9 protein-coding genes are annotated in these 12,404 nt (G+C 71.4%); 4 read left to right on the top strand and 5 right to left on the bottom strand.

Annotated elements, in window-relative coordinates; all coding sequences use genetic code 11:
* Nucleotides 1–15: 15 nt before the first annotated feature.
* Nucleotides 16–906, bottom strand: a complete 891-nt coding sequence (locus KK483_RS11750) for a deoxyribose-phosphate aldolase (protein WP_262005176.1) — start codon at nt 904–906, stop codon at nt 16–18.
* On the bottom strand, nt 903–1,841 hold the full coding sequence (gene iolC / locus KK483_RS11755; protein WP_262009446.1) for a 5-dehydro-2-deoxygluconokinase: 939 nt from the start codon (nt 1,839–1,841) through the stop codon (nt 903–905). Before iolC ends, KK483_RS11750 begins: the two co-directional genes overlap by 4 nt.
* 280 nt (nt 1,842–2,121) lie before the next feature.
* Here iolC and KK483_RS11760 point away from each other — a divergent pair, with 280 nt between their 5' ends.
* Both KK483_RS11760 and KK483_RS11765 read left to right on the top strand, forming a co-directional pair.
* Entirely contained in the window at nt 2,122–3,033 is a 912-nt protein-coding gene (locus KK483_RS11760; RefSeq protein WP_262005177.1) for a sugar phosphate isomerase/epimerase, read from the top strand.
* A gap of 263 nt (nt 3,034–3,296) precedes the next feature.
* A complete protein-coding gene (locus KK483_RS11765) occupies nt 3,297–3,494 on the top strand; it encodes an AlpA family transcriptional regulator (RefSeq protein WP_242336581.1) in 198 nt (65 codons plus the stop codon).
* Nucleotides 3,495–3,582: 88 nt separating this feature from the next.
* Here KK483_RS11765 and KK483_RS11770 read toward each other — a convergent pair whose 3' ends face one another.
* A complete protein-coding gene (locus KK483_RS11770; RefSeq protein ID WP_262005178.1) occupies nt 3,583–4,659 on the bottom strand; it encodes a zinc-dependent alcohol dehydrogenase family protein in 1,077 nt (358 codons plus the stop codon).
* Between the two features lie 323 nt (nt 4,660–4,982).
* Here KK483_RS11770 and KK483_RS11775 point away from each other — a divergent pair, with 323 nt between their 5' ends.
* Nucleotides 4,983–5,297, top strand: a complete 315-nt coding sequence (locus KK483_RS11775) for a heavy-metal-associated domain-containing protein (RefSeq protein ID WP_262005179.1) — start codon at nt 4,983–4,985, stop codon at nt 5,295–5,297.
* 161 nt (nt 5,298–5,458) lie between these two features.
* Nucleotides 5,459–7,924, top strand: a complete 2,466-nt coding sequence (locus tag KK483_RS11780; RefSeq protein ID WP_262005180.1) for a cation-translocating P-type ATPase — start codon at nt 5,459–5,461, stop codon at nt 7,922–7,924.
* Nucleotides 7,925–8,378: 454 nt separating this feature from the next.
* On the opposite strand, the gene KK483_RS11785 is transcribed toward KK483_RS11780, so the two are convergent.
* Nucleotides 8,379–9,668, bottom strand: a complete 1,290-nt coding sequence (locus KK483_RS11785; protein WP_262005181.1) for a citrate synthase — start codon at nt 9,666–9,668, stop codon at nt 8,379–8,381.
* A gap of 167 nt (nt 9,669–9,835) precedes the next feature.
* Nucleotides 9,836–12,064, bottom strand: a complete 2,229-nt coding sequence (locus KK483_RS11790) for an ATP-dependent RecD-like DNA helicase (RefSeq protein WP_262005182.1) — start codon at nt 12,062–12,064, stop codon at nt 9,836–9,838.
* Between the last annotated feature and the right edge of the window lie 340 nt (nt 12,065–12,404).

A 12,404-nucleotide genomic window follows, 5' to 3' on the forward strand; every position in this document is an offset into this window, starting at 1 on the left:
AGTTCTCCGTACCCGCTAGAGGAGTCCTACGGCCGTGTCGACCGCTCCCGCGACATCGCCGTCGACCGGATAGAGCAGTGAACGCCCTACCACCAGACCCTGGACGGTGGGAAGTTGCAGGGCGCCGCGCCACTTCTCGTACGCGCGCGCCGTTTCCTCGGCGGAGGCTCCGACCTCGCCCCCGAGCAGGACGGCGGGGAGCGTGGAGGTCTCCATGACACGGGGCATGTCGTCCGGGTCGTCGGTCACCGGGATCTTCAGCCAGGTGTACGCCGAGGTGCCCGCGAGCCCGGAGGCGATGGCGATGGAGCGGGTGACGGCTTCGGCGGACAGGTCGGTGACGAGCCGTCCGCCGGCGCGGCGGCAGATGAACGGCTCGACGAAGACCGGCAGCCGGTGCGCGGCCATGTCGTCGATGGCCCGGGCGGTGGCGTGGAGGGTGTCGAGGGAGCCCGGGTCGTCGTAGTCGATACGGAGCAGCAGCTTGCCGGCGTCGAAGCCGAGCCTTGCCAGGTCCTGTGCCCGGTGCCCGGTGAAGCGGTCGTCGAGCTCGAAGGCGGCCCCGGCGAGTCCGCCCCGGTTCATGGAGCCCATGACGACCTTGTCGTCGAGGACGCCGAGGAGGAGCAGGTCCTCCAGAATGTCCGCGGTGGCCAGGACCCCGTCGACGCCGGGCCGTTCGAGCGCGACGCAGAGCCGCTCCAGCAGATCGATGCGGTTGGCCATGGCGAGCCGCTGGTCGCCGACCGCGAGGGCGCCGCGGGCGGGATGGTCGGCGGCGATGATCATCAGACGGCCGCGGTCGTCGACCAGGGGCCGCCTGCGGCGCCCGGCGGCGGCTTCCGCGACGGCCTCGGGACGGCGGGTCCTGACCCTGACGAGGTCGGCGACATCGACGCGGGTCATGACGCCGCTCCGGGCGCCCGGCCGTCCAGCAGCGCTTCCACCTCGGCGGGGTAGGGCATGGCGGAGGAGCAGGCGAGGCGGGCGGCGACGATCGCACCCGCCGCGTTCGCGAACCGCATGACCCGCTCAAGCTCCCAGCCGGCCAGCAGTCCGTGCACCATCGCCCCGCCGAACGCGTCCCCCGCGCCGAGCCCGTTGACCACCTCGACCTCCACCGGCGGGACTTCGGCGGTGGTGCCGCCGCGGTCCATGGCCAGCACCCCCTTGGGGCCCTGCTTGACCACGGCCAGTTCGACCCCGGCGCCGAGCAGCGCGCGGGCGGCGGCGTACGGTTCGCGCTCCCCCGTCGCGATCTCGCACTCGTCGAGGTTGCCGACCGCGACGGTGGCACGGGTGAGGGCCTGCGCGTAGAGGGACCGTGCCTGGCCGGGGTCGCCCCAGAACATCGGCCGCCAGTCCAGGTCGAAGACCGTGGTCCCGGACTTCGCCCGGTGCTCCAGGGCCGCGAGCGTCGCGCTTCTGCTCGGTTCCGCGCACAGCCCCGTTCCGGTCGTCCAGAAGACCCGTGTCGCGGCGATCGCGGCCAAGTCCAGTTCGTCCGTATGCAGTTCGAGATCGGGGGCCTTCGGCTGCCGGTAGAAGTACAGCGGGAAGTGGTCCGGCGGGAAGATCTCGCAGAAGGTCACCGGCGTGGGCAGCTCCGGCACGGCCGTGACCCAGCGGTCGTCGACCTCGAACTCCCGCAGCGCCTCGTGGAGATACTCCCCGAATGCGTCCTGCCCGGTGCGGGTGATCACCGCGGCGCGCTGGCCCAGCCGGGCCGCCGCGACCGCCACATTGCTGGCGGAGCCGCCGAGGAACTTCCCGAAGGTCTCCACCCTCGCCAGCGGAACCCCGGTCTGCAGCGGGTACAGGTCCACCCCGATCCGGCCCATCGTGATCACGTCGTACCGCTGGGACGGCCGAGACAGCGGCTCGGACGGCCGAGACGGCGGGGATGGCTGAGACGGCGGCTCAGACGGCGGGGATGGCGGGGATGGCGGGGATGGCGGGGATGGTTGGGACGACTGAGACGGCTGAGGCATACGTGTCCTTTCGGTTCCACGCCCGGCTGTTCCCTGGTCTAGCCCGCCCACCTGAACACTGTCAACGTTTTGTCCTTACATTCGGACGAAAGCTTGACACCTTTCTCGGGCGGCCGGAAAGCTGGCCGCCATGACCTCCTCCACACCCTTGCTCGACCGCATCCGGATCGGGTCGGCCCCCGACTCCTGGGGCGTGTGGTTCCCCGACGACCCGCAGCAGGTCCCCTGGCAGCGCTTCCTCGACGAGGTCGCACGGGCGGGATACGAGTGGATCGAACTCGGCCCGTACGGCTACCTCCCGACCGACCCCGCCCGGCTCACCGAGGAGACCGCGGCCCGCGGGCTGAAGGTCTCGGCCGGAACGGTCTTCACCGCACTGCACCACGGACCCGCCGTCTGGGAGAAGACCTGGGCCCATGTCGCCGACATCGCCGCGCTCACCCGGGCGATGGGCGCGGACCACCTCGTCGTCATCCCCTCGTTCTGGCGCGACGACAAGACGGGCGAGGTGCTGGAGGACCGCACACTCACGGCCGAGCAGTGGAGCCACCTCACCACCCAGACCGAGCGCCTCGGCCGGGAGGTCGGCGACCGGTTCGGGCTGCGGATCGTCGTCCATCCGCACGCGGACACCCACATCGACAGCGAGGCGAACGTCGGCCGCTTCCTCGACGCGACCGACCCGGCCCTGGTCTCGCTCTGCCTGGACACCGGGCACTACGCCTACTGCGGCGGCGACAGCGTCAAACTCATCGAGACCTACGGCGAGCGGATCGGCTATCTCCACCTCAAGCAGGTCGATCCGGAGATCCTCGCCGAAGTGGTCGCGGACGAGGTGCCGTTCGGCCCTGCCGTGGCACGCGGTGTGATGTGCGAGCCGCCCGCAGGCGTACCCGCGCTGGAGCCGGTGCTGGCCGCGGCACAGAGACTGGACGCCGAGCTCTTCGCCATCGTCGAGCAGGACATGTATCCGTGCCCTCCGGACAGGCCCTTCCCGATCGCCGAACGCACCCGCCGGTTCCTCCGCTCCTGCGGGGCGTGACGGACCGCCAGGCCGCCGGCGCCCCGGAGGGCCGGCCTCCTCGTCGCCGCCCCTGCGCCGCTCTCCTCACGTGACAGCAGTCGCCTCCCCGTCACACTTGTCACGATTACGCGGGACTTCCGTCACAGGCCCTCGACAGCCCCTCGCTCTCGTCACTCTGCGTCGTTCACCGGACACAGGCTCAGTGATCGCCAGCGTCCGCGCAGCAGCTCCCCCGACGGCCCCCCGGCCGCCGCTGCGGCGCGCGCAGGGAGGTGCCACGGATGACGGACAGAAGGCTCTGGTCGTACAAGGACATCGCCGCACACATCAGGGTGCAGCCGGACACGGTCAGGTCCTATCGCAAGCACGGCCTCCTTCCCCCGCCCGACCACGTGGAGGCAGGAAAGCCCTACTGGTACGCCGACACGATCCGCCGCTGGGTGGCCAACCGCCCGAGCAACAGGGGGCGCAGGGAATGAGACCGGCCGCCCCGGCATCCAGGCGGGTACGGGTCGCGGCGCCCGCACCGTGGACCTGCCGCCGGGCCCGGCCGGCGCCCGGGAACGCTCAGCCGCGGGCCGGCTCGACACCGCGGGCCGGCTCGATGATCGTCACGCCCGCACCCGGCGCGGTACCCATGGCCGCGAGGGCGGCCGGGGCGGCGTCCAGCGGGATCACCGACGTCACCAGCAGGTCGGGCCTCAGCACTCCGGCGCGGACCATGTCCAGCATCGGACCGTAGGCGTGGGCGGGCATCCCGTGGCTGCCGAGGATCTCCAACTCCTCCCCGATGACACGCCCCATGGGCACCACGGGGTCTCCCGCGGCCGTGGGCAGGAGGCCCACCTGCACATGCCGTCCCCGGCGGCGCAGGCTCTGCACCGAGGAGGCGCAGGTGGCCGGGGAACCGAGCGCGTCGAGCGAGAGATGGGCGCCGCCGCCCGTCAGTTCGCGCACCGCCCCGGCGACATCGCCGCCCGTGTCTGTCAGCCCGCCGGCGTCGACGCACTCCGCCGCGCCGAACTTCCGTGCCAGCTCCAGCGCCTGCGGTGAGACGTCGACCGCGACCACCCGCGCTCCGCAGGCCGCCGCGATCATCACCGCCGACAGCCCGACCCCGCCGCAGCCGTGCACCGCGACCCACTCCCCGGGCGCCAGCCGCCCCTGGGCCACCACGGCCCGGAAGGCGGTCGCGAACCGGCATCCGAGCCCCGCCGCAGTCGCGAACGACAGCTCTTCGGGCACGGCCACCAGATTCACGTCGGCGTGCTCCAGCGCCACGTACTCGGCGAAGGAGCCCCAGTGGGTGAACCCCGGCTGGGTCTGGTGCTCGCAGACCTGCTGGTCCCCGGCCGCGCAGGCGGCGCAGCGGCCGCAGGCGCAGACGAAGGGGACGGTGACCCGGTCCCCGGGCCGCCAGTTGGCGACGCCCGGGCCGACCGCCTCGACGACTCCGGCGAGCTCGTGCCCGGGAACGTGCGGAAGGCTGATGTCCGGGTCGTGGCCCATCCAGCCGTGCCAGTCGCTGCGGCACAGTCCGGTGGCCTCGACGCGCACGACCACGCCGTGCTCGGACGGCACGGGGTCACGGACCTCGCGCACCTCGGCGACCCGCCCGTACCCCTCGAACACCACGGCCCTCATCGTCCCGCCTCTCCCCGCCCGGCCGGTTTCCCCGGCCGCCCTGGCTGCCCCGGCCCCCGGCTGCCCCGACTCCCGCTGGGGTCGGGTCGGGTCGGGGCTCGAACCTATCCGCCCGCGGCGGGGCCTGTCGCGATCCGGCCCTCAGCCATCGGCCTGACCTCCCCGACACGCCACTCCAGACTGGAGTTCATACCCCCTAGGGGTATAACCTGGCGAGAGTGGAGCAGTCCCGGTGTTCCCAGGACTCTCCTGCTGTATCACGAGTACGTTCCGCGAAGTGACCGCGAAGCGCAGCGCCACACGCCCCGAAGTGGAGAATCGCCATGACCACCGAGACGAAGACCGAGATCCCCCAGGCCACCGGAGCCTGCTGCTCCCCCTCCGGCTCCTGCCACGGCGGCGGCGCGGCCGACGTGCAGCTGGGCGGCGCCACGGCGGTGTACGAGGTGAAGGGCATGACCTGCGGTCACTGCGAGGGCGCGGTGACGAGCGAGATCGCCGCGATCGCGGGCGTCACCTCCGTCACGGCGGTCGCCGCCACCGGACAGGTCACCGTGGTCTCCGACGCCCCGCTGGACGAGGCGACCGTGCGCGCCGCGATCGACGAGGCGGGCTACGAGCTCGTCACGCGAGCCTGACAACCCGGTCACGCGAGCCTGACACACCCGCTTCCGGCCGGGCCGCACCCCACACGGCCGACGGCCCGGCCCTCGGTCCCGCCCCCCTGCCCTGCCCTGCCCCGTCCCGTCCCGTACCGTCCCCGGCCGGCCCTGCCCGCCCCGCTCCTGGAACCTGCCCCATGACCACCACCGCCACCGAGTCCCCGGACGCCGACGCCTCCCGTATCGAGCTCCTGATCGGCGGAATGACCTGCGCCGCGTGCGCGGCCCGCGTCGAGAAGAAGCTCAACCGCATGGACGGGGTCACGGCGACCGTGAACTACGCGACCGAGAAGGCCCGTGTCGTCCATGGCGCGGGCACGGACGTCGCCGACCTCATCGCCGTGGTGGAGAAGACGGGGTACACGGCAAGCCGTCCGCCGAGCGGAGCGGCCGCCGCCTCCCAGGGCGCCCACGACGCGGCTGCCGGCGCGAGTGCTGCCCCCGCACCACTGAGCGCCCCCGCACCGCGCCCCGGGAGCAGTCTCCCGCCCCGTACCGGCTCCGAGCCCGAGCCCCGCACCGCCACGGTGCCCGAGGCCAGGACCGAGCCCGAGCCCGAAGCCGAGACCGCAGCGCGGACCGGGACCGGGACCGAGGCGGCGGCGGGGACCGGCTCCGGGGCGGAGCAGCCGATTCGCCCCGACCCCGTGGCCGGGCTGCGCCGACGGCTGGCCGTCTCCGCGGTGCTCACCGCCCCCGTCGTACTGCCGGCCATGATCCCGGCGCTCCAGTTCGAGAACTGGCAGTGGCTCTCCCTCGCCCTCACCACGCCCGTCGTGCTCTGGGGCGGGCTGCCCTTCCACCGCGCCACGTGGACCAACCTCCGGCACGGCGCGGCCACCATGGACACCCTCGTCTCACTGGGCACTCTGGCCGCCTTCGGCTGGTCCCTGTGGGCCCTGTTCTTCGGGCACGCCGGTACGGCAGGCATGCGTCACGGCTTCGCCTTCACCGTCGACCCCGTGGCCGCCCGCGCCGACGGCGCCTCCGCCATCTACCTCGAGGTCGCCGCAGGCGTCATCACCTTCCTCCTTCTCGGCCGCTGCCTGGAGGCGCACGCCAAGCGGAAGGCGGGCGCCGCCCTGCGCACCCTGCTGGAGCTGGGCGCCAAGGACGTGGCCGTCCTCAGAGGCGGCACGGAGGTACGCGTTCCGGCCGCCCGGCTCTCCGTCGGCGACGTCTTCGTCGTGCGCCCCGGGGAGAAGATCGCCACCGACGGCACCGTCATCGAGGGCGCCTCCGCCGTGGACGCGTCGATGCTGACCGGCGAGTCCGTACCCGTGGACGTGACCCCCGGCGACAGCGTCACCGGGGCGACCGTCAACACGACGGGCAGGCTGGTGGTGGAGGCGACCCGGGTCGGCGCCGGCACCCAGCTGGCCCGGATGGCCCGGATGGTCGAGGACGCCCAGAACGGAAAGGCCCGGGCGCAGCGCCTGGCGGACCGCATCTCGGCCGTCTTCGTCCCCGTCGTCCTGCTGGTCGCACTCGGCACGCTGACCACCTGGCTGCTGGTCACGGGGGACGCGACCGCCGCGTTCACCGCGGCCGTCGCAGTGCTGATCGTGGCCTGCCCGTGCGCGCTGGGCCTGGCCACCCCGACCGCCCTTCTGGTGGGTACGGGACGCGGTGCGCAGCTCGGCATCCTCATCAAGGGCCCCGAGGTCCTGGAGTCGACCCGGAGAGTCGACACCGTCGTCCTCGACAAGACCGGGACGGTCACCACGGGCCGGATGCGCCTGCAGGACGTGTACGTCACCGGCGACACCTCCGAGGAGGAGCTACTGAGGCTCGCGGGCGCCATCGAGCACGCCTCCGAGCACCCTGTCGCCAGGGCCGTCGCGGACGGCGCCGCGGCCAGGGTCGGCCCGCTCCCGGTCCCCGAAGCCTTCGAGAACGTGCCCGGCCTCGGTGTACGCGGCACGGTCGAGGGGCGCACCGTGCTCGTCGGGCGCGCACGCCTGCTGGAGGAGGCCGGTGTGGAGCCGCCGTCCGAGCTCGCGGGGATCCTTGGCCGTACCGCCGTCGCGGTCGCCTGGGACGGCAAGGCGCGTGGCGTGCTGACCGTCGCCGACGCGGTCAAGGAGGGCAGCGCCGAGGCGGTTGCCCGGCTGCGCGGGCTGGGGCTGAGGCCGGTCCTGCTGACGGGTGACGACCGTGCGGTCGCCGAGGCGGTCGCGGCCGAGGTCGGCATCGAGGAGATCCACGCCGGCGTACTGCCGCAGGACAAGGTGGCGACGGTACGGCGGCTTCAGGCCGAGGGCCGCAGGGTCGCCATGGTCGGCGACGGGGTGAACGACGCGGCCGCACTGGCCACCGCCGACCTCGGTCTGGCCATGGGCACCGGCACGGACGCCGCCATCGAGGCCGGGGACCTCACGCTCGTACGGGGCGATCTGCGGGTGGCCGCCGACGCCGTCCGGCTGTCGCGACGGACCCTCGCCATCATCAAGGGGAACCTCTTCTGGGCCTTCGGCTACAACGTCGCGGCCCTGCCGCTGGCCGCCGCGGGACTGCTGAATCCCATGATCGCCGGATTCGCCATGGCTTTCTCATCCGTTTTCGTGGTCAGCAACAGCCTTCGTCTGCGATCCTTCACGTGATACACAGGACCTTCACAAAGAGATCCAGATCACAGATAGTTGTGGGTAACCATTCGGGCTCTTCGCGAGTCTAAGTGGGCGATGCCAGAACGTCTTGGGGGACGTTCACGGGATGTCTTGGGGGACGTCCCAGGCAAGCGTTGGCCGGGGCACGTAGACCGGGGAGCTTTGAGCGGCCCTCCCGTACATACGTACCCCGGCAGACCGCGCGAAGAGGCTGCTGCTGAGTTTCAGCAGACGCCCGGGCCGGATCCCGTGGGGGGAATCCGCACCGGGATATGGGAAGCGCCCCGCTCGCCGACCCGTGGGGGGATCGGCAGCGGGGCGCTTCTCTCTATCGTCTGCGGCGCCTTGCGCCTTGTACATGGCCAGGAGCCTCACGGCCGGGCCCGGGGACGGCACGGAACCCGGCTCCTGACTCCCAGCTCCCGGGCTCGCGGCCCTGGAGGAAGACTCAGCGCGCCTCGACCGGGACGAAGTCCCGGAGCACCTCGCCGGTGTAGATCTGGCGCGGGCGGCCGATGCGGGAACCCGGCTCCTTGATCATCTCGTGCCACTGGGCGATCCAGCCGGGCAGCCGGCCGAGCGCGAAGAGCACGGTGAACATCTCGGTCGGGAAGCCCATGGCCCGGTAGATCAGGCCGGTGTAGAAGTCGACGTTCGGGTAGAGCTTGCGCTCGACGAAGTAGTCGTCCGAGAGCGCGTGCTCCTCCAGCTTGAGGGCGATGTCGAGCAGCTCGTCCGACTTGCCGAGCGCGGAGAGCACATCGTGGGCAGCGGCCTTGATGATCTTGGCGCGCGGGTCGAAGTTCTTGTAGACCCGGTGGCCGAAGCCCATCAGGCGGACGCCGTCCTCCTTGTTCTTCACCTTGCGGATGAAGGTGTCGACGTCGCCGCCGCTGGCCGCGATGCCCTCGAGCATCTCCAGCACCGACTGGTTGGCACCGCCGTGCAGGGGACCCCACAGCGCGGAGATACCGGCCGAGATGGAGGCGAACATGTTCGCCTGCGAGGAGCCGACCAGGCGGACGGTGGAGGTCGAGCAGTTCTGCTCGTGGTCCGCGTGCAGGATGAGCAGCTTGTCGAGGGCGGCGACCACGACCGGGTCGAGCTCGTACTCCTGCGCCGGGACCGAGAAGGTCATCCGCAGGAAGTTCTCCACGTACCCGAGGTCGTTGCGCGGGTAGACGAAGGGGTGGCCGATCGACTTCTTGTACGCGTACGCCGCGATCGTCGGCAGCTTGGCGAGCAGCCGGATGGTGGAGAGGTGGCGCTGCTTCTCGTCGAACGGGTTGTGGCTGTCCTGGTAGAACGTCGACAGGGCGCTGACCACGGACGACAGCATCGCCATCGGGTGCGCGTCGCGCGGGAAGCCGTCGAAGAACCGCTTGACGTCCTCGTGCAGCAGGGTGTGCTGGGTGATCTCGCCCCGGAAGGCGGCCAGCTCGTCGACCGTCGGGAGCTCACCGTTGATCAGCAGGTACGCCACCTCGAGGAAGGAGGAGCGCTCGGCCAGCTGCTCGATCGGGTAGCCGCGGTAACGCAGGATGCCCTGCTCGCCGTCGAGGTAGGTGATCGCGGATTTATAGGCGGCCGTGTTGCCGTAACCACTGTCCAGGGTCACCAGACCGGTCTGCGCCCGGAGCTTCCCGATGTCGAAGCCCTTGTCACCGACGGTGCTCTCGACCACCGGGTAGGTGTATTCACCGTCCGCGTACCGCAGTACTACAGAGTTGTCGCTCACGTCATCCCTCACCGACGTAGTGCCTCTTCTTCGAGGTGCCCTGACTGTCTCTACCATCCCCCATTTGGCTGAGGAGAGTGCACTCGGGGTCGACCATTGGGTCATTTGGCGGCACTCAGTGCCGTCAACCTGCTCATCGTGCCCCCTTCGCCCCGGTTCCGGAAGCCTTAGGTGATCCTTCCCACGATCCCTTCACCTGCCAGCCGGTGGTCAAGTGCGGTAAAGCGCCTGCCTGCGGAAACGGTGCGCACCGCCTGCCCTATGGCCTTGCGGGAACCGACGAGGACGACGAGCCTCTTCGCGCGGGTCACGGCCGTGTAGAGGAGGTTCCGCTGGAGCATCATCCAGGCGCCCGTGGTGACCGGGATCACGACCGCCGGATACTCGCTGCCCTGGGAACGGTGGATCGTCACGGCGTACGCGTGCGCGAGCTCGTCCAGCTCGTCGAAGTCGTACGGCACCTCCTCGTCCTCGTCCGTCAGCACCGTCAGCCGCTGATCGTCCGCGTTCAGTGAGGTCACCACGCCGACCGTGCCGTTGAAGACTCCGTTCTTCCCCTTCTCGTAATTGTTGCGAATCTGGGTGACCTTGTCGCCGACGCGGAAGACCCTTCCGCCGAAGCGCTTCTCCGGAAGATCGGGGCGGGCGGGCGTGATCGCCTGCTGCAGCAGCCCGTTGAGGGTGCCCGCACCGGCCGGCCCCCGGTGCATCGGGGCGAGGACCTGGACGTCCCGCCGCGGGTCCAGGCCGAAGCGGGCGGGGAGCCGCCGGGCCGCGACATCCACGGTGAGCCGCCCCGCCTCCTCGGTGTCGTCCTCGACAAAGAGGAAGAAGTCGTCGAGGCCCTGGGTGAGGGGCTGCGCTCCGGAGTTGATGCGGTGGGCGTTGGTGACGACACCGGACTGCTGGGCCTGGCGGAAGATGCGGGTGAGACGCACGGAGGGGACCGGGCTGCCGTCCGAGAGGAGGTCGCTGAGGACCTCGCCCGCGCCGACGCTCGGCAGCTGGTCCACGTCCCCGACGAGCAGCAGATGCGCGCCGGGCGCGACGGCCTTCACCAGCTTGTTGGCGAGGAGCAGATCGAGCATGGACGCCTCGTCGACGACGACCAGGTCGGCGTCGAGCGGCCGGTCCCGGTCGTAGGCCGCGTCGCCACCGGGCTTGAGCTCCAGCAGCCGGTGCACGGTGGACGCCTCGGCTCCGGTGAGCTCGGCGAGCCGCTTGGCGGCACGCCCCGTCGGCGCGGCGAGCACCACCTTGGCCTTCTTGGCCCGGGCCAGCTCGACGATCGAGCGGACCGTGAAGGACTTGCCGCAGCCCGGTCCGCCGGTGAGGACGGCGACCTTGCGGGTGAGGGCGAGGCGGACGGCCTGCTCCTGCTCGGGCGCCAGCTCCGCGCCCGTACGGTCCGCGAGCCAGGCCAGCGCCTTGTCCCAGGCGACGTCCTGGAACGCCGGCATCCGGTCCTCGTCCGTGCGCAGCAGCCGGGTCAGCTGCGCGGAGAGGGACAGCTCGGCACGGTGGAACGGCACCAGATAGACCGCGGTCAGCGGATCGCCCCCCTCCGGGTCCGGGACCCGCTCCCGTACGACGCCTTCCTCGTCGGCCGCGAGCTCGGCGAGGCAGTCGATGACCAGACCCGTGTCGACCTGGAGGAGCTTCACGGCGTCGGCGATGAGCTTCTCCTGGGGGAGGAAGCAGTGGCCCTGGTCCGTGGACTGCGACAGTGCGTACTGCAGGCCGGCCTTGACCCGGTCGGGGCTGTCGTGGGGGATGCCGACGGCCTGGGCGATGCGGTCGGCGGTGAGGAAGCCGATGCCCCAGACGTCCGCCGCGAGGCGGTACGGCTGGTTCTTCACGACGGAGATCGAGGCGTCCCCGTACTTCTTGTAGATCCGCACGGCGATGGAGGTGGAGACGCCCACTCCCTGGAGGAAGACCATGACCTCCTTGATCGCCTTCTGCTCCTCCCAGGCGGCGCCGATCATCTTCGTCCGCTTCGGGCCGAGGCCGGGGACCTCGATGAGCTTCCTGGGCTCGCGCTCGATGATGTCGAGGGTGTCGGCCCCGAAGTGGTCGACGATCCGCTCGGCGATTCTGGGGCCGATGCCCTTGATCAGGCCGGAGCCGAGATAGCGCCGGATGCCCTGGACGGTGGCGGGGAGGACCGTCGTGTAGTTCTCGACGGTGAACTGCTTGCCGTACTGCGGGTGGGAGCCCCAGCGGCCCTCCATGCGCAGCGATTCGCCCGGCTGCGCGCCGAGGAGGGAGCCGACCACCGTGAGGAGCTCGCCGGCGCCGCGGCCGGTGTCGACGCGGGCGACCGTGTACCCGTTCTCCTCGTTGGCGTAGGTGATCCGCTCCAGGACCCCTTCGAGCACTGCCAGATTGGACATGATCCGACGCTACCGTCCGGCTCGGACAGCCCACCGGGCCTGTGGAGAACTCCGCACGCCGACCGAATCCCGACCGACACCCAGACCGGCCGTCGGCCGCACGCCGACCGGCCGCCGACCGTCGACCGGCCGCCGACCGTCGACCGGCCGTCGACCGGCCGTCGACCGTCCGTCGACCCGACCGCGACCGCCTGCCCAGCCACGCGCCGGACAGCTCAAGGGGCCCGGTCACACGACCGGGCCCCGCTCACTCCCCCACCGGCAGAGCTCCCCGATCCCCCCAGATCCCTCCCCGGGAGCCCTGACGCCACATACGACTCCCCTCACGCCAGAAGGGTTG

The organism is Streptomyces sp. FIT100 (assembly GCF_024584805.1).
In the GTDB taxonomy this organism is placed as follows: domain Bacteria; phylum Actinomycetota; class Actinomycetes; order Streptomycetales; family Streptomycetaceae; genus Streptomyces.

Coding starts and splice junctions, on each gene's coding strand:
- KK483_RS11750 (WP_262005176.1), bottom strand. CDS start 906: ATGACCCGCGTCGATGTCGCCGACCTCGTCAGGGTCAGGACCCGCCGT.
- iolC (WP_262009446.1), bottom strand. CDS start 1,841: ATGGGCCGGATCGGGGTGGACCTGTACCCGCTGCAGACCGGGGTTCCG.
- KK483_RS11760 (WP_262005177.1), top strand. CDS start 2,122: ATGACCTCCTCCACACCCTTGCTCGACCGCATCCGGATCGGGTCGGCC.
- KK483_RS11765 (WP_242336581.1), top strand. CDS start 3,297: ATGACGGACAGAAGGCTCTGGTCGTACAAGGACATCGCCGCACACATC.
- KK483_RS11770 (WP_262005178.1), bottom strand. CDS start 4,659: ATGAGGGCCGTGGTGTTCGAGGGGTACGGGCGGGTCGCCGAGGTGCGC.
- KK483_RS11775 (WP_262005179.1), top strand. CDS start 4,983: ATGACCACCGAGACGAAGACCGAGATCCCCCAGGCCACCGGAGCCTGC.
- KK483_RS11780 (WP_262005180.1), top strand. CDS start 5,459: ATGACCACCACCGCCACCGAGTCCCCGGACGCCGACGCCTCCCGTATC.
- KK483_RS11790 (WP_262005182.1), bottom strand. CDS start 12,064: ATGTCCAATCTGGCAGTGCTCGAAGGGGTCCTGGAGCGGATCACCTAC.